This is a genomic window from Pseudoalteromonas sp. SR43-5, from assembly GCF_014163835.1.
In the GTDB taxonomy this organism is placed as follows: domain Bacteria; phylum Pseudomonadota; class Gammaproteobacteria; order Enterobacterales; family Alteromonadaceae; genus Pseudoalteromonas; species Pseudoalteromonas distincta.
In genome coordinates this window covers 148748-166615 of the sequence record NZ_JACJEA010000002.1, presented here as the reverse complement: position 1 = coordinate 166615, position 17868 = coordinate 148748, and the positions used below count along the sequence as shown (strand labels likewise).

General features: G+C 37.6%; 17 protein-coding genes. 10 read left to right on the top strand and 7 right to left on the bottom strand.

Going from position 1 to position 17868, the window contains the following annotated elements; genetic code table 11:
• The first annotated feature begins 1 nt into the window (after position 1).
• From H5090_RS02170 to H5090_RS02130, 9 genes are all read left to right on the top strand, one after another.
• On the top strand, positions 2-430 hold the full coding sequence (locus H5090_RS02170) for a nuclear transport factor 2 family protein (protein WP_182694905.1): 429 nt from the start codon (positions 2-4) through the stop codon (positions 428-430).
• Positions 431-432: 2 nt separating this feature from the next.
• Entirely contained in the window at positions 433-1143 is a 711-nt protein-coding gene (locus tag H5090_RS02165) for an SDR family NAD(P)-dependent oxidoreductase (RefSeq protein ID WP_182694904.1), read from the top strand.
• The gene (locus tag H5090_RS02160) at positions 1140-2396 is read left to right on the top strand and encodes an NAD(P)/FAD-dependent oxidoreductase (RefSeq protein WP_182694903.1); all 1257 of its coding nucleotides are present in this window, start codon (positions 1140-1142) and stop codon (positions 2394-2396) included. Before H5090_RS02165 ends, H5090_RS02160 begins: the two co-directional genes overlap by 4 nt.
• Positions 2389-3126, top strand: coding sequence for a DUF1365 domain-containing protein (locus tag H5090_RS02155; protein ID WP_024596922.1), 738 nt, complete (start codon positions 2389-2391; stop codon positions 3124-3126). The genes H5090_RS02160 and H5090_RS02155 overlap by 8 nt, the downstream gene beginning before the upstream one ends.
• Before the next feature lie 37 nt (positions 3127-3163).
• Positions 3164-4426, top strand: a complete 1263-nt coding sequence (locus tag H5090_RS02150; RefSeq protein ID WP_182694902.1) for a cyclopropane-fatty-acyl-phospholipid synthase family protein — start codon at positions 3164-3166, stop codon at positions 4424-4426.
• A complete protein-coding gene (locus H5090_RS02145; RefSeq protein ID WP_024596924.1) occupies positions 4404-4904 on the top strand; it encodes a DUF2878 domain-containing protein in 501 nt (166 codons plus the stop codon). The genes H5090_RS02150 and H5090_RS02145 overlap by 23 nt, the downstream gene beginning before the upstream one ends.
• Positions 4905-4957: 53 nt before the next feature.
• On the top strand, positions 4958-5446 hold the full coding sequence (locus H5090_RS02140; protein WP_002962471.1) for a chalcone isomerase family protein: 489 nt from the start codon (positions 4958-4960) through the stop codon (positions 5444-5446).
• Position 5447: 1 nt separating this feature from the next.
• Positions 5448-5987: a DUF3833 domain-containing protein gene (locus tag H5090_RS02135; protein WP_024596925.1), complete on the top strand. Its 540-nt coding sequence runs from the start codon at positions 5448-5450 to the stop codon at positions 5985-5987.
• Between the two features lie 210 nt (positions 5988-6197).
• The gene (locus H5090_RS02130; RefSeq protein WP_002962474.1) at positions 6198-6473 is read left to right on the top strand and encodes an HU family DNA-binding protein; all 276 of its coding nucleotides are present in this window, start codon (positions 6198-6200) and stop codon (positions 6471-6473) included.
• 92 nt (positions 6474-6565) lie between these two features.
• Here H5090_RS02130 and ilvN read toward each other — a convergent pair whose 3' ends face one another.
• Together ilvN and H5090_RS02120 are read right to left on the bottom strand one after the other, a co-directional pair.
• Positions 6566-7063 carry an acetolactate synthase small subunit gene (gene ilvN, locus H5090_RS02125; RefSeq protein ID WP_002960314.1) on the bottom strand — a complete coding sequence of 166 codons (498 nt, stop codon included), beginning with the start codon at positions 7061-7063 and terminating at the stop codon, positions 6566-6568.
• Positions 7063-8787: an acetolactate synthase 3 large subunit gene (locus H5090_RS02120; protein WP_024596926.1), complete on the bottom strand. Its 1725-nt coding sequence runs from the start codon at positions 8785-8787 to the stop codon at positions 7063-7065. The genes ilvN and H5090_RS02120 overlap by 1 nt, the downstream gene beginning before the upstream one ends.
• A gap of 489 nt (positions 8788-9276) precedes the next feature.
• On the opposite strand from H5090_RS02120, the gene H5090_RS02115 reads away from it, so the two are divergent.
• Positions 9277-12327 carry an immune inhibitor A domain-containing protein gene (locus H5090_RS02115; RefSeq protein ID WP_024596927.1) on the top strand — a complete coding sequence of 1017 codons (3051 nt, stop codon included), beginning with the start codon at positions 9277-9279 and terminating at the stop codon, positions 12325-12327.
• A gap of 35 nt (positions 12328-12362) precedes the next feature.
• Here H5090_RS02115 and H5090_RS02110 read toward each other — a convergent pair whose 3' ends face one another.
• The 5 genes from H5090_RS02110 to ppnN all read right to left on the bottom strand — a co-directional run bounded on the left by H5090_RS02110 (position 12363) and on the right by ppnN (position 17857).
• Positions 12363-13370 carry an isocitrate dehydrogenase gene (locus tag H5090_RS02110; protein ID WP_002960311.1) on the bottom strand — a complete coding sequence of 336 codons (1008 nt, stop codon included), beginning with the start codon at positions 13368-13370 and terminating at the stop codon, positions 12363-12365.
• 206 nt (positions 13371-13576) lie between these two features.
• Complete coding sequence (locus H5090_RS02105; protein WP_182694901.1) at positions 13577-15265, bottom strand: hypothetical protein; 1689 nt, start codon at positions 15263-15265, stop codon at positions 13577-13579.
• A gap of 11 nt (positions 15266-15276) precedes the next feature.
• Positions 15277-15660 (bottom strand): DUF3192 domain-containing protein, encoded by a 384-nt coding sequence (locus H5090_RS02100; protein WP_024596929.1) that lies wholly within the window; start codon positions 15658-15660, stop codon positions 15277-15279.
• A gap of 69 nt (positions 15661-15729) precedes the next feature.
• Positions 15730-16503, bottom strand: coding sequence for a flap endonuclease Xni (gene xni / locus H5090_RS02095; RefSeq protein ID WP_182694900.1), 774 nt, complete (start codon positions 16501-16503; stop codon positions 15730-15732).
• A 10-nt stretch (positions 16504-16513) separates the two neighbouring features.
• Positions 16514-17857, bottom strand: coding sequence for a nucleotide 5'-monophosphate nucleosidase PpnN (gene ppnN, locus H5090_RS02090; protein WP_024596931.1), 1344 nt, complete (start codon positions 17855-17857; stop codon positions 16514-16516).
• Positions 17858-17868 lie beyond the last annotated feature (11 nt).

Sequence of the window (17868 nt, the reverse complement as noted above, 5' to 3'; positions counted from 1 at the left end):
TATGGATAACCAGTTACCAGTAGATAAATTTGTTGAAATATACCAACAGCTTGATAGCACTAATCTTGATTTATTGAGTGATATTTACTGTGACAACATACAGTTTATAGACCCGATGCATGAAATTAACGGCATTGTAGAATTGCGCAGGTACTTTGCTAACTTATACAGCAATGTTAAGCATTGCCAGTTTGATATTACTGATTCGTTTAATAGCGGTAACAATGCTTTTATTTATTGGACTATGCATTATGCACATCCAAAGCTTTCATCAGGTAAAACTATCTCGGTAGCCGGTCATAGTAAGCTTATTTTTAAAGATGGCAAAATTATTAAGCACAGAGACTACTTTAATGTGGGCGAGTTGTTATACAAACACATTCCTTTACTTGGTAGCGTTATAAAGCTAATTGATAAAAGGGCAGGTTAATTATGATCACACTTATAACGGGTGCTACATCAGGTATTGGCGAGCAGCTAGCAATTAAATATGCACAGCTAGGAGACACTGTTATAGCTTGCGGCCGTAATAGTGATAAGCTCGCCGAGCTTGCTAAATACGACAATATCCAAGCATGTAAATTTGATGCAACTAACCTGCAAGATATAAAAGAGTCGACAGTTGGCTTTCCTCATTTTGACCGTGTTATTTTAAACGCTGGTAATTGTGAATATATAGATGATGCGCGCAACTTTGATAGCGCGTTGTTTGAGCGTGTAATAAACGTTAACTTACTTTCTATGGGGTATTGCCTTGAGGCGTTACTTCCTAAAATAAATCCAGGCGGCCAACTTGTTTTGGTCAGCTCAAGTGTTACTTACCTTGCGCTACCTCGTTCAGAAGCTTATGGCGCATCAAAAGCGGGTGTAAGTTACTTAGCAAAAAGCTTAGCGGTTGATTTAAATGATGTTGATGTGACTTTAGTTCATCCTGGGTTTGTAAAAACGCCACTTACTAATAAAAATGATTTCCCGATGCCTATGGCCGTTACTGCTGAAAAAGCAGCTGACTACATGATTAAGGGTATTCAAAAACGCCGCAAAGACGTTCATTTCCCTTATCGTTTTACACTTATATTAAAAGTTTTACGCATTTTACCACTGCCGATTTGGCTTAAAATCGCAAAAGGATTAGCCCGTTGAAAAAAATAGCAATAATAGGAACTGGTGTATCTGGTTTAACATGTGGGCATTTGCTTCACAAACATTACGATGTAACCGTATTTGAAAAAAATGATTACATAGGTGGCCACACAGCAACGGTTGATGTTGATGTGTGTGGCATCAAATACGCAATAGACACTGGCTTTATTGTATTTAATAACCGAACTTACCCATATTTTGAAAAGTTACTTTCGCGCATTGGTATTGATAAACAAACAACCCAGATGAGCTTTAGTGTGCACAACGAAGCCACTGGTTTTGAATACAATGGACATACGTTTACAAGCTTATTTGCACAGCGTCGTAATATTTTTAGACCTAAGTTTTGGCGATTATTGTACGACATTGTTAGGTTTAATAAGCTGTGCAAAGCAATGCATGAAAAAGGTGATTACCAGTCTGATCAATCATTAGGGCAATTGCTTAACGATAACCAGTTTAATGACTTTTTTAAATACCATTATATTCTTCCTATGGGCGCAGCTATTTGGTCTACCAGTATTAAAGAAATGGAAAACGTAGGCGTTGAGTTTTTTGTTAAGTTTTTCTTTAATCATGGGCTTTTAGATGTAACCAATAGACCACAGTGGTATGTAGTACCAGGAGGCTCTCGTCAGTACATTAAGCCGCTGATCAGAGGTTTTGCCGACAAAATTAACCTCAATACAAATATTAAATCAGTTACGCGTCAAAATGATGAAGTAACAATAGAGTTTGCCAATGGTGAGCAAAGTAAATTTGATAAAGTAATATTTGCTTGTCATTCAGATCAGGCGCTTGCACTACTGGGTGATGCTACTGAGCAAGAAAAGTCAGTATTGGGTGCAATAGCTTACACTGAGAACTCAGTGGTGCTGCACACCGATACAAACCTTTTACCAGATAGAAAAGCGGCATGGGCAAGCTGGAACTACCTACTTAACAACAACACTGATAAAGCCGCTGTTGTTACTTACCAAATGAATATTTTGCAAGGTATACAATCAGATACACAGTTCTGTGTAACGCTTAACCATCTTGAAGGAATAAGCCAAAGTAAAATTTTGCGCGAGTTTACTTATCACCACCCTGTATTTAACCAAGAGTCTATTGCAGCTCAAAAACTTAAACACAGTATTGACGGACACAACAATAGTTATTTTTGTGGCGCTTATTGGTACAATGGTTTTCATGAAGATGGCGTACACAGTGGTGTAGATGTAGCCAAGCAACTTGGGGTCGAATTTGACTAGTGCAGTGTATTTAGGCGATGTTAAACATCGCCGTTTTGCTGTTAAAGAACATCGCTTTAGTTACCCTTTATATATGATGTGGGTAGATTTAAATAATCCTCAACAACTAAATGGTGTGCATAAACACATAGGTACGTCAGGCTTAAAGGCGTTAAAGTTTAATGAAGCTGATTATCTTAAAGGCACCTCACAGCTTGCTAAACGTCCTCTTATTGAGCGTGCACACGAACAACTTGCCAATTTAGGTATTACTGAAACCTTTACTCATATTTACATGCTTGGGCAACTTCGTTGTTTTGGTGTATATTTTAGTCCTGTTAATTTTTACTTTTTTGGTCATAATGACATCCGTTTTAAATACATGATTGCTGAAGTAAGTAATACACCATGGAACGAACGTCATTATTATTTAGTACCTTTAGAAAAAAAAGTGAACTTTAAAAAGGTTTTTTCCGTATCACCTTTTATGAATCTAGATATGAACTATCATTGGCATGTTAAGCAATCGCCTGATAAAACATTGATACACATTGAAAATAAGCGAAATGAAGAGCTATTATTTGATGCTACACTTCGCTTAAAGCGTAAAGAACTTACTAAAGAAGAAGTTAATAAGTTATTTAAACGTTTTCCGGCCATGACATGGTCTATTTTCAAAGGTATTTATTATCAAGCGTTAAAGTTGTTTATAAAACGAGTTCCTTTTTTAGGTCACTCAGGCAAGCCATAAAGCACGTAGATAGTCAGGACAATTAATAGGTATTTCAATGGATAAAGTGTCGAGCTTAAATTGCGAACAAAGCACAAACTGGTTAACTAACATATATAAAAAATTAGTGACTAAAGCCTTTTCGTCAATTGAAACAGGCCAAGTTATTTTAGTAGATGCAAACGAGCGTACAGTTTTTGGTGACCCATCCTCAGCGCTAAAAGCAACGATTATAGTAAACGATAAAGCTATGTATAAGGCATTTGCATTATCTGGGAGCGTTGGCGCTGGTGAAGCGTATATTTTGGGGCATTGGTCTTGTGACAACCTAACCTCTTTCATTGAGATATTTGCTATAAATGAGAAGCAACTTGATGAGTTTGAGAAGAAATTCGCATTTTTTAGTAATATTGCACACCGGTTTAATCACATAAAAAATAAAAATTCTGAATCGGGCTCTAAGAAAAACATCGTTGCTCATTACGACTTAGGTAATGATTTGTACGAATCATTTTTGAGTAAAGAAATGCTTTATTCAAGTGCTGTATATCCTACAAAAGAAGCGACACTTGAAGAGGCTCAACAATACAAGCTTAAACGCATTTGTCAGCAAGTTGAGCTTCAAAAAAATGATTCAGTAATTGAAATTGGTACAGGGTGGGGGGCTTTTGCTATATATGCAGCCACACATTACGATTGCCATGTAACAACAACAACCATATCTGATGAGCAACATGATTATGTCGCTAATAAAATTTCAGAGCTTGGTCTTGAAAGTAAAATTACATTACTTAAGCTTGATTACAGGCAATTGAAAGGAAAGTACGACAAGCTTGTTTCTATCGAAATGATAGAAGCGGTGGGCCATGAGTACTTACCTAGCTTTTTTACCCAATGTGGTGAATTGTTAAAAGATGACGGTGCCATGCTCATACAAGCTATAACTATTGGCGATCAGCGTTATAAGCATTACTTAAAAAACTCTGATTTTATTCAGCAGTATATTTTTCCAGGCGGGTGTTTGCCATCACTTAACGAAATGAGTGAGCAGATTAAAAATAATACCGACATGGTAATTCATACTGTTAATGATATTGGTGCACACTACGCAAGAACATTAGCTGATTGGCGAAGCCGTTTTATAAAAAGCTGGCCTGATTTGGACCGCTCAAAATTTGATGAACGTTTTTATCGTTTATGGTTGTTTTATTTTGCTTATTGCGAAGGCGCGTTTAGAGCCAGAGCAACAAGTACGGTGCATTTAATGGCGCGTAAACCACGTTTTGTTAGCGATAACGATGATATTGCGCTCGGTTACTAATTTTGTTTTATTTCAAGCAGTGTGGTTTTTATCCTTGCTGCTTGAAGCTGGCTCGCTACTTTTTAGCGGATTGATTATTGTTTTAATGTTTTGGTTGTCAAAACAAAAAAAACAAGACACCTTACTTCTAATTAAAGCCCTACCTTTAGCACTATTGTTAGAATTTATAGCGGTAAAGTTAGGCTTGTTAGAATTTAAAGTTTATCCCTTCCCTCTATGGCTCGTCTTTTTATGGGCTGCGTTATTACTTTCTTTAAATACCTCAATGGTTTTTTTGAGTAAATTAAAGCTTTGGCAGGCCTTTTTAGTATGCATGGCTTTTGCGCCAGCAAGTTATTGGGCTGGGGCGCGCTTTGAAGTAATAAGCTTAGGCTTACCTTTATGGCAGTTTTGGCTCGTTTACGGTGCGCTTTGGTCTACAGTGTTTACTGTTATTCTTTTTATAAACCAAAAAATCAAGTTATTCATCAATCGCTGATCGCCCACAATTCCCATTTCGTAACATTACACATTGACTCGAGGGAGCTTATTTTGAAATTTTTACTAAAGGCAGTTACTTTTTATTTGCTTACAACTTCAATTGTTTTAGCTGACACACAGTTTAATAAAGTAGGCGAAGCACGTATGGAGTATTTATTTTGGGATGTATATGACGCGGTTTTATTTACCCCTTCAGGTAATTACAGCGCAGGAACGCATCCTATTAAATTTAAACTTACCTATTTACGTGACTTTGAAGCTAAAGAAATCGTAAAAGCAACAAATGAGCAGTGGGAGCATATTGGAAAAAAAGAGCTAGCAGACAAATACGACAGTAAATTATTGTCTATTTGGCCTGATATTAGACAAGGTGATTCGCTAACGTTAGTCACAAATGAGCAGGGTATGAGTACTTTTTATCATAATGATGAAAAAATTGGCGAAATAAATGAACCTCAATTTTCGAGTGATTTTTTAGCCATTTGGCTGGATGAAAAAACCTCTGAGCCGAAACTACGAAAGCAACTATTAGGGAATTAATATGAATGTATTTAACGCGTTTAAAACAGCTCTTGTATGCTTATCTGCTTTGTTGCTGATAAGCTGTTCGGCACCAAATGTAGAGCATTATAAAAATACATCGCCAAACTTTGACTTTAAAACATTTTTTAGTGGAAATTTGAAAGCCTACGGTGTTGTACAAGACTTTAAGGGTGAATTGACCCGCAAGCTTGTCGTAGATATGAATGCGAACTGGGATGGTAACCAGGGCGTTATTGAAGAAGACTTTGTTTATGACGATGGCGAAACTCAAAAGCGTATTTGGAAAATAACGTTAAACGAAGACAATAGTTTAACGGGTGTGGCAGATGATGTTATAGGTACTGCAAAAGGTAGAAGTGATGGCAGCGTATTTCATTGGAATTACGATGTAGAGCTTCCATACGATGGCAGTACTTTAAAAGTGAATTTTGATGATTGGATGTACCTGGTTACACAATCGCGCTTGATAAACCGCACATCTATTGTTAAGTTTGGAGTCGAGGTCGGGGAAGTGACCTTAGTGATCGAAAAAATATAGCTTATTTACCCAGTTGCTTAACTTGCGCCAAAATTGTACTCAAATTAAGTCTTTGTTAACCCAACACGCTGTATTTTACAGAGAATTATTTAAATTTTACTCATTTTTTAAGAATTTAAGCAAAAAATGCAATTTGCTGTTGCTAACTCTTTAAAAATGCATAAAGATAGGTTTTGCGAAGGCAAAATAATAACGAATAGGAATCTAACAATGAATAAAGCTCAATTAGTTGAAAAAATTGCTACTGATGCAGAAATCTCTAAAGCCGCTGCTACTCGTGCTCTTGACGCGTTTACAGGTGCTGTAACTTCTTCTTTAAAAGAAGGTGATTCAGTAGCATTAGTTGGTTTTGGTACTTTCTCAGTAAAAGAACGTGCAGCTCGCACTGGCCGTAACCCACAAACGGGTGCTGAGATCCAAATCGCAGCGGCAACTATCCCAAGCTTTAAAGCAGGTAAAGGTCTTAAAGACCAAGTAAACCCTTAATAGGTTTAACGAATTAAATTAAAAAAAGAGCTAATTAGCTCTTTTTTTTTATGTTTAATAAAGACATCAATTGATGCCTTTATATTATAAATTTATGCTTTTAAGGCTTTATCGCCTCGACCAATGCCAACAGCGCCAGAACGTACAACTTCAATAATATCGGTTTCATGACGAAGAGTGTCTAAAAATGACTCTATTTTGTCTGTACTGCTCACTAGTTGTAGACTATAGCTTTGTCGGCCCATATCTAAAATAGCACCTTGGAACACATCAACTACTCGCGTAACCGCTGCACGAGTCGTCTCGTCTTGAGCAAATACCTTAACAAGCAATAGCTCACGTTCAATGTGACTCATTTCTGTTAAATCGATAATTTTAAGCACGTCGACTAATTTGTTAACCTGCTTTGTAATTTGCTCTACAACTCTGTCATCACCCATAGTGGTAATGGTAATACGTGATAGTGATTGATCGTCAGTTGTGCCAACAGTTAGGCTGTCGATGTTATATGCACGTTGTGAAAAAAGCCCAACAATACGTGATAGGGCACCTGGTTCGTTTTCTAATAAAATAGATAAAATACGACGCATTATGCTTTTACTCCTTTACGTAACCACATCTCATCAATGCCGCCTAACTTAATTTGCATTGGGTATACATGTTCTTTTTCATCAACGTTTATATCTAAAAAGACTAATCGGTCGTTAATTGACATTGCTTTATCGATAGCAGGTTGTAACTCATCTAGTGTGTTTACTTGTATGCCTACATGGCCGTAGCTTTCAACTAACTTAACAAAATCAGGTAGTGAATCCATGTAAGATGATGAATGACGTCCACCGTAAACCATGTCTTGCCATTGGCGTACCATACCTAAAGAGCGGTTATTAAGTGATACAACTTTTACCGCTAGGTTGTACTGTAAACAGGTTGATAGTTCTTGAATATTCATTTGAATAGAACCATCACCCGTAATGCACACAGACTCTTTATCAGGAAAGGCTAGCTTTACGCCCATTGCAGCAGGTAAACCAAAGCCCATGGTGCCTAAGCCGCCTGAGTTGATCCATTGACGAGGATGCTTAAATGGATAATATTGCGCTGCAAACATTTGATGCTGACCAACGTCAGAACTTACGTAAGCGTCGCCATTAGTAGCTTTATAAACCGCTTCAATTACAGCTTGTGGCTTAATTTTGTCGCCATCAGTGTTGTAGCTTAAGCACTTTTGTTCGCGCCAGCTGATAATTTGTCGCCACCAATCTTCTTGCGCGCTGCGGTCTATTTTAATTGGGCTTTTATCAATACCCGCTTGTAGTTGTTCAAGTACGGTTGCTAAACAACCTACAACTGGTATGTGTGCTTTAATTGTTTTAGAAATTGAAGTTGGGTCAACATCAACATGAACAATTGTGGCATTAGGGCAAAACTTTTGAACATTATTAGTTACCCTGTCATCAAATCGGGCACCAAGCGCTAAAATCACATCGGCGTTAGCCATTGCTTTGTTTGCCTCAAGCGTGCCGTGCATGCCTAACATACCTACAAAGTTTGGATGCACACCTGAAATACCACCCAATCCCATTAGTGTATTTGTAATGGGGGCATTTAATGATTCAACTAAATGCGTTAATTGCTCTGATGTATTTGAAATGACAATACCACCACCAGAGTAGATAACCAGTTTTTTGGCCTCTAAAATAGCTGTTACGGCTTTGCGAATTTGTTTTGAGTGCCCTTTAGTATTAGGGCTGTAAGTTCTCAGCTCGGTGGTTTTAGGAAATTCGTATTCAAACTTAATAGCAGGGTTAAGCATATCTTTTGGAAGCTCAACAACGACAGGACCTGGGCGGCCAGTGCTAGCAATATAAAAAGCTTTAGCTAAGATTGTAGGGATGTCTTTAGCACTTCTACAGTTAAAACTGTGTTTAACTACAGGGCGAGAACAACCCACAATATCGGTTTCTTGGAATGCATCGTCGCCAATCAAATTTGTAGGCACTTGGCCTGATAACACAACCATAGGAATTGAATCCATGTAGGCCGTTGCAATACCTGTAATACAGTTTGTAGCGCCAGGGCCTGAGGTTGCAAGTACAACACCAACGTCTCCAGTAGCGCGGGCATAGCCGTCAGCCATATGTGTTGCAGCTTGTTCGTGACGTACTAATATATGTTCAATGTCATCTTGCTGAAAAAGTGCATCATATAAGTCTAAAACCGAACCACCGGGATAGCCAAATATGTATTTTACCTTTAACTCTTTTAATGCCTGAACTACTAGTTCAGAACCATTATATTCTTGTTTGCTCATCCTCATTCCTCTGTGCGCTTTTTTATGCATAAAAAAACCCCCGCGTAGTGCGAGGGTTTTTAAAAAGCAGTATCACCTTTTAATACATCCCCGCTGGGCTTATAACTAAGACCAGTACGAGTACGACTAAAAGATTAATGTGTGTGTTCATAGTTTTTACTCTACTTAGCAAAACACTGCTTTTAAATTAAAGATTTTGTATAGGTTTATTTTTAAGGGTTTTAAGCCTTCATGTCAACCTTGAAAGCTGTTTTTTGCATTTTAAATTCGTTTTGTGGCTTTTTTTAATTTAAACCTGCAGAAAGCCTATGTTTAATTGAGTTTACTGGCAGAAATTATGCATTTTAGGTTGTAAGTTCGATTTTAGATATAAAAGAGTGTGAGAGACCATTAGCTTTAATTGCATATGTTAACTATATGTTTTTATCGCATGTTTAAATTTCTATTATTAGGTATGATTGCTACATAATTATGTTTGAGGAAAACACAGTGAAAAAAGTGACGTTAATTGCGCTTTTAACTACGCTATTAAGCCCTATGGTGGCGGCTAATAACTTAAGTCCGCATGATGTTGGTATAACTAACGAAGAGCGTATTTCATATTGGCTTAAAAAAAGAGACCAAATATCTTCAAGTGAGTTAGATAGTTCATTTAAGTCATATATGAGTAACAAAGACGTTGCCAATCACTCAATTAAAAATGGCTTTAGGCAATTTAAATCCTCTTCCAACTTTTTTTCAAACACAAATAAACAACAGGTCGCTTTTTCAACGTCGCTAGTGCCAGATCAAAGCGTTAATGATGTAAAAGTGTTAGGTATCTTAATTGATTTTCCTGATCTTAAACATGACGACAATCAACTTGTAGAGCAAGACACCGACATGTTTTACGCTGATTATTCAACTGAGCACTATCAGCAAATGCTTTTTAATACTCAAGGTTATACAGGCCCTGATGGACAAAGCTTAAAAACGGCTGCTGATTATTATAAAGCGGCTTCGGGAAATAGCTTAAACTTTAGCGGGCAGGTATATGGTTGGGTAACCGCTAATAGCAATGCAAAAATATATGGTGAGCGCCAAGGCAGTACACGGGATATAAATGCGCCCGCTTTAATTAAAGAGGCTGTGGAGAAAGCAGTTGCAAAGTTTAATATTAATTTAGCGGATTATGACTTAACTGATTTAGATGATATTGATGGTGACGGTATCCTTAATGAACCTAATGGCATTATTGACCATGTAATGGTATTTCATTCAAGTATTGGCGAAGAAGCGGGTGGCGGTTACCTAAGCACCGATGCTATTTGGTCGCACCGCTACTATGTATTTGATGAAAATAGCGGGCCGAGCGAGATTGCAGGCAGCAACATTAAGCTCTTTGGTTATACCATTAACCCTATTGATGCCGGGATTGGTGTGGTTGTGCATGAGTTTGGGCATGATTTAGGATTATTAGATGAATACGACTTACAATCTAACACGGTAGGTGAGCCTGTCGCATCTTGGTCAGTTATGTCGACAGGAAGTTGGGCTGGTTCGCCAAGAGGCTCAGAGCCAGTTATGTTTAGCCCTTATGCGCTTGAATATTTACAAAAGCGGTACCAGGGTAACTGGGTTAACCAGCTTACGCTTGATATGGATGAGATAGAGGCTAACTCACAGCAAACATTAATTAATACTGCGAGTACTTCACAACAGCAAAATCAAATAAAAATAACACTACCACCAAGGCTCGAAAAATTTAGGGATCCAGTTGAAGGTGATTTTCAATACTATTCAAATACGGGCGACAATATTAGCAATAGCTTAGTTAATACAATAGCGCTACCAAGCACAACTGAGACACTTACTTTAAGCTTTATTGCATATTACAGTATTGAGCGCGATTACGATTTAGTTCAAGTAAAAGTAAATGGCGAGCCAATCGCGAGTAATTATACGCAAGCGCTTAATCCATACTACGGTGATATTGGTCCGTATATCTCAGGTGATTCATTTCTTAATAGTGATGCTAAGCAACCTAACGGCTATTTGACCCATAAGTTTGATTTATCAGCTTATTCTGGGCAAACAATTGATTTAAAAATTGAATACATAACAGATGCGAACACACATTATTATGGTTTTGTTGTTGATGATATGCGCATTGAGCAAAGTGATACTTTAATTTGGCAAAATAATGCACAAGATCAAGTTCACACTGAGTTTAATGGCTTTGAAAAAGTAGGTAGTTACACATATGCATCGCCATCACATTACTATCTACAACTGCGTTCATACACAGGCGTTGACAGTAGCTTACAAGCTGAGCAGTACTCACCAGGCTTATTATTGTGGTACAGCAATGAATCTCAAGCAGATAATAACACTACCGAGCATCCAGGTAGTGGTTTTGCATTAGTGGTAGATGCCGATCAGCGTTCAATAAATAAGGGCAGTACGCAAACTCCGGCTGCTTCAGCAATTCAAATACGTGATGCTGCTTTTAGCCTATATCAACAAAGGGCAGGGTTAGGTGATGATGATTTATCAGCTATCACCGGGTTTACTGATAAAACCGATTATAGCTTTGAAGCGCAAAAACCATCGGGTGTTGTGCTTCCACAGGTTGGTTTTGGCTTTAATATTATAAGCCAGTCAGCAGACAGTGAAGATATAGAAGTAGAGCTTACTTACGATGTTACTAAGGGAATTAATTTTACTAAAAACGGTTTAACCGTTAATTTTAGTGTAGAAGGTTTTGCACTTACTCCTGCGGACAAATTTACGTGGAGTTTTGACGATGGAAGCTCCAGCACAGAGTTAACGCCTACTTATGAATACCAAGACTATGGCACTTATAACGTTGAGTTTATGGCAGATAATGGTACTTCACAGCAAGTCGCTGTAGCACAAGTTACATTAGTTGAACCATTAACTGTAAATGAAATTGAATATGTAATAAACCAAGGAGCTTTAACAGCTGAGGCATCGCTTACAGGTGGAATCGCACCGTATACTTATAATTGGCAGCTAGGAGATGGAAGTACTTTAGCGACTCAATCGCTTACGTATAATTATTTGTACTCTGGCGATTACCAAGTAACGCTTACAGTGACAGATGACGAAGGCACTGAACAATCAAAAGCGATTGATGTAACTGCTAATGTTCCGCTTAGCATAAACGCAAACGTTACAGTTAGTGATTTAAGCGCACAATTTAATGCCCAAGTAACCGGCGGCTTTAATAGTTATACTTACAGTTGGGATTTTGGTGATGGCAGTGCGTTATCAAATTTACAAAACCCAAGGCATACTTATCAAGCTGACGGGACTTATAACGTAACGTTGAATGTTACTGATACTCAAACCAATGATACTTTTACTCAAGAGTTATCTGCTACTGTACAAAAACAACAAAGTAGTTCGGGTTCAAGTGGCGGATCACTGACGGGTTTATTAGGATTATTACTGTTAAGTTTATTTAGGTTTAATACTAACCTGCATAAATACACTAGGTTAGTAAACGCAGTTAGCAAACACAAAAAAGCCCGCTAAATTAGCGGGCTATTTAAATTAATAACAAATATTAATTATAAACGGTCAATTACTGATTGAGTGAAATCAGTTGTACCGTGGCTGCCACCTAAATCGCGAGTTGTACGGTCGCCTGATTTAATTACATCAGCAACAGCACTACGAATACGCTCTGCAGTATCGCCCATATTTAAATGCTCAAGCATTTGAATAGACGCTAAAATTACAGATGTTGGGTTAGCTAGGTTTTTGCCAGCAATATCTGGTGCACTACCGTGTACAGCTTCAAAAATTGCAGCGTCTTCACCAATGTTAGCACCTGGAGCCATACCTAAACCGCCAACTAAACCAGCACAAAGGTCAGATAAAATATCACCAAATAAGTTAGTCGTAACAATTACGTCAAACTCTTCAGGTGTCATTACTAGCTTCATACATGTTGCATCAACAATCATTTCATTTGATTCAATTTGTGGGTAACGCTCAGCTACTTCACGTGCTACTTTTAAAAACAAACCAGATGTTGATTTTAAAATGTTAGCTTTATGAACTGCAGTTACTTTTTTACGACCTTCGCGTACCGCTAGCTCGTATGCAAAAGTTACGATTTTTTCTGCGCCTTCACGCGTAATTATCGATTTTGCTTGTGCTTCATTACCGTCTTCACTTACTACTTGGCCAGCACCTGAGTACATACCTTGAGTGTTTTCACGAATAGTGATGATATCAATATCGTCGTAACGCGCTTTAGTACCAACAAATGATTTAACTGGACGTACGTTAGCGTATAAACCAAATTGCTTACGAAGTGTTACGTTAATAGATGTAAAACCTTCACCTACAGGCGTAGTTAATGGGCCTTTAAGAGTGATTTTGTTTTTAGCAATTGTATCAACTGTTTCTTGCGGTAATAACTCACCTGTTTTTTCAAGTGCAGCTAGGCCAGCATCAACAAATTCATAATCAAAGTCGCAACCTGCGGCTTTTAATATTTCAAGTGCTGAGTCGATAATGCTCGGACCGATGCCGTCGCCTTTGATCACTGTGATGGTTTGTTTGGCCATTGACTTTTCCTTTAAAGAGTTTGATTTGCACATAAATTATTACTCTGAGAGAGTAACCGCTTGTTAGAACATTTATGTGAACGTGCTTGAAAATTTAAGGGCGCATTTATACCAATTTATCACCCATTTTGCTAGTTTATACAAAAAATACTGGGTATACACGAAAGTTATAATGGGTATAAAGACATAAAATAGCTTCTAATAAACTAAATACTATTAAACAACTCAAGAGATTCTAATTGTTGATAAAAATCAGCTTGGTTATGCCACTTGAGTATTTTTAGCTGTTCATTTAACGTTTGCTGCTGCCACGGAGTTAGCGAAAGTTCTGGTTTAAACACATTTTGAGCAACAACCTTAAGTGTGATCCAAAGTTTATGGGCCTCAGTTAAGTGCTTTTTAGGTGTTTGCTCTGCTTCTAAGAGTGCTGCTGTCCATGGGTTATCACTCAATAAAAGAGTAAGCTGTTGTGTTAGTTGTTCGGTGTTAATTGCATTTACCCCAAAAAAGGAGCAGATAGGGGCACTCAATGTTTTATTTGGTGTGTCGTCAATCAGCGTTTTACGAGAAAGCTGTGTACCGCACTGCGTTAATAAAAAATGGGCGTAAGCGTATAAAGGTAAAGTAATGTGCTCAAACTGGTCATTGTCATTTTTACTAACCAATAAAGCCATTATTTTTACTAATCCATTTAATCTGTTAGTCACGTAGGCTTGCAATGGATGTGGGGTAACATTAACTAATTGTTCAAAAACAACCCGTTGAATTATTGCAGGTGCATTATAATAACCGACCATAGATAAACTATGTTTTAAGTCTTTTGCGGGCTGATGTTCTTTATTATATGGTTTTACTGCCTCGCATAAATTAGCAATTACGAGAGGGTGAGGCGCCATCAGCAGGCTTAATCCTTTATAGCTGTATTCGTGCTGTAACTTAATATTACTTATTAGCTCAAGTAAAGATTGTGCCTTATCAATCTCAAGCTCACTTTGTGGTTTTACATGCTCACTGTTAAATACTTTAAAGCTAATGGTTTTATCAGTGCAATGCCATTGTTTTGGATTATCGTTAAGCGTTGCTTTTACTCTGTACCAGGTTAATTTATTTGGATTTGCTGTACTAATTAAAACATGCCGTTGTTGTGCATCAGTTGCTAAATAAATCATGGTTTGCTCAGCGTATAAAACGCGGCTTCCCGGTAATAATGGCCCTAAATGCGCTATTAGTGATTTAATTAATTGCAGTGCGAACAAGTTAGGTGTGCGAATGTACAAATCGGTAAGTGCTTTATATAAGCTTATATGTTTATTAGCCGTGTTGCTCGTAATGTTCATGCTAATAATATTTGCTAGAGCAATCAGCGTTATGCCCCCATCGTAAAGCATTATTTTAGGAGCACTTACCAATGCTTGTTTATACTTATTTAATTTAGCTAGTAACTGCGTAACAGGTTTTGCTGAATCGCCACTAGCTAACATTACTTTTGCTGCTAACTGATGACGCATTTTCCAAATTTTTTTATCAGAATCTTGAAAAGGTGTTTGCTCGCAAAGCTTGTTTAATTGCGCTCCAACACATAAATGTTCAATGAGTGTAGCGGCTATGTATAGCTCACTTAAGGCACTATTATAATTTTGAGATTTACACAGGGCAGCAGTTATGACGCTCTGACTAACAACTAAATTTGTTGCATAAGAATAACTTGGATTATAAAGCGTTAATCGGGATTGTAATGCGAATGGCTGTTTGCTGTAGAGCACTCTATATTGCTCAGCTAGTTTACTTGCCATTGGATATAGAGCTGTCCATTTTTGTTTATTGTTATAATAACTTAAAAACAGCTGCGTATTATTAAGCAGCTGCTCTAAGGTAGTTGAAACAGCTTCATCCATTAAATCTTCACCTAATTTTGTTCTTGGTATTTATTGTATGCACTCGGGCCCCATAAAAACAGCTGCCCATTTTTAAATAATAGGCCAGTACATTCATCCATAGTGGTAATACCGTCAGATGTTTTATGTTGTGTACGATAAAAAACTATCTGAAATACTTGTTCACCATCTCGTTTGGCATAAGTAAGATCGGGGCTGCCTAAGTAATCAAGAACACTATTTAGTGTTGTTGGCTGCTCAAGTGATAGTTTTTCGATGTAACGTTTATTGAAAGCCTCTCGGTCTTGCCAAATCATAGCTTGAGGATCGTCTTTATAAAAGGTAATCACCAATGCAGCTATCAGTGCATATAGCCCTAAACCTAAAATTAAATATCGGATAAATTTTTTCAATATGGCTTACTCTGACTCCGGTAACTAATATCAGTATACGTTTTGTAATGTTTAGAGGCTATTAACTTGCGACTAATTAAGTCTTAACTGCTTTAAACTAAAACCTAAATTTATATCGGTGCGTAAACTAACCAAGTGCTTTGAAATTACGTACATATCCATATTAGCGGCTAACTTTGTTTTAATACTCGGGCTTAAAGACTCATCTTCGGCTGCTTGTTCAATTGAATTATAGTTATTAACTATTTGCTGCGCAGACTTAGTACCTATTCCTTTAACTCCCGGAATATCATTTGTTTTATCGCCCGCTAATGCCCAAAAATCAACGAGTTTATTTTGCTCAACACCAAAACGCTCTTTTATACTTGTCTTATCTAGATAGAGCTTTTTAAAGTAATCGTAAACTGTAATGTAAGGGCCAATATAAGGTAAAAAGCCTTTATCAGTAGAAACAACAGTGCTCGTTATTTGATTATTTGATGCCTTAAAGGCAAGCGTTGCAATAATATCATCAGCTTCATCGTTAATAGGCTCAAATACTACAATACCTGTTTCTTCAATTGCGGCTTTAAAATGCAATAGAGCATCTTTTAATACTTGGGGCATTGGCGCGCGTGAATGTTTGTAGTCTTTATAAAAATGATAACGCCAGCTTTTGTCACCATCGAACACAGCAATGGCATGGGTTGCATTACTCGTATCTAAAAGCTTTTTACAGGCGTGGGCTACACGTGCACAGCACGTTTGTATCATTTGCTCGTCGCTATGATGTTTTTGATTCGCGTCAACGGCGTAAATGCGCCTAATTAAATTAAGCGCATCTATAAGAAGTAAATGGGGTTTCAAACTATAAAACTCATGCTTTTATTTTGTAACATGGAACATATTTACTACCAGGGAGCTTCATGCGACCTTGAAGAACAAATGCCTGTAATAATTTATCCATATTTGTCATAAGGGCAGGTTCGCCACTTAAAATGTATGGACCGTTTTGTTTAATGGCTCTAACGCCTTCGTCTTTTACATTACCAGCAACAATACCAGAGAAAGCTCTACGCAAATTAGCCGCGAGTAGCTGTTTAGGCTGATCAAGGTGTAAATCTAAACTTGCCATATTTTCATGTGTTGGTGCAAAAGGTTGTTGAAAGTCGTTATCTATTTTTAATGTCCAGTTAAAGTAATAAGCATCACCTTCACTTTTACGGTAATCACGAACATTAGCCATCGATGACTTTAGTTTTTGACCGACTAATTCAGGATTATCAATAATTACTTCAAACTTATCCAACGCTTCCTTACCAAGTGTCATTTCAACGAACTCGCATAGCTCTTTAAAGTACGCCTCGCTTTGTTTGGGGCCAGTTAAAATAACAGGTAAACATTGTTTAGTATTATCTGGGTGCAACAATATGCCTAATAAATATAACAACTCTTCAGCAGTACCTGCGCCACCAGGAAAAATGATAATTGCGTGAGCTGTTCTAATAAAAGCTTCAAGGCGTTTTTCAATATCAGGTAAAATAACGAGTTCGTTTACAATAGGATTTGGTGGCTCGGCAGCAATAATGCTTGGCTCTGTTAAACCTAAGTAGCGATTATCGGTGTTACGTTGCTTTGCGTGGCCAATAGTTGCGCCTTTCATTGGGCCTTTCATGGCACCAGGACCACAACCGGTACAAATATTTAATCCACGTAAACCAAGTTCGTAACCTACTTGTTTTGTGTACTTATATTCAACCTCGTTTATTGAATGTCCGCCCCAGCAAACAACCATGTTAGGCTCGCTTTTAACACGCAGTGCACCTGCATTTCTGAGCATATCGAACACCATATGGGTTATGGCTTTTTGCTCTTTTAAATCTTTTTCGTATTTTTGACAAATAAACAAAATATCACGAATAACAGAAAATATATGTTCGTGAATACCGGTAATTATTTCGCCATCAACAAATGCGGTTTCGGGTGGGTTTTCAAGTTCAATTTTAATACCTCGTTCGCGGCTTACTAAACGAATATCAAAATCTTTGTATTTGTTGTATATATCGTTACTGTCGTCGGTATGACTACCTACATTGAGGACTGCAAGTACGCAGTTTCTAAATAATTTATAACGCTCACTAGCAGACGATTGCTCTAATAAATCAACTTCTAATTGCGACAGTAAATCTAAAACCCCAGTTGGGTTTAACTGTATTAACATAGACGTGCTCC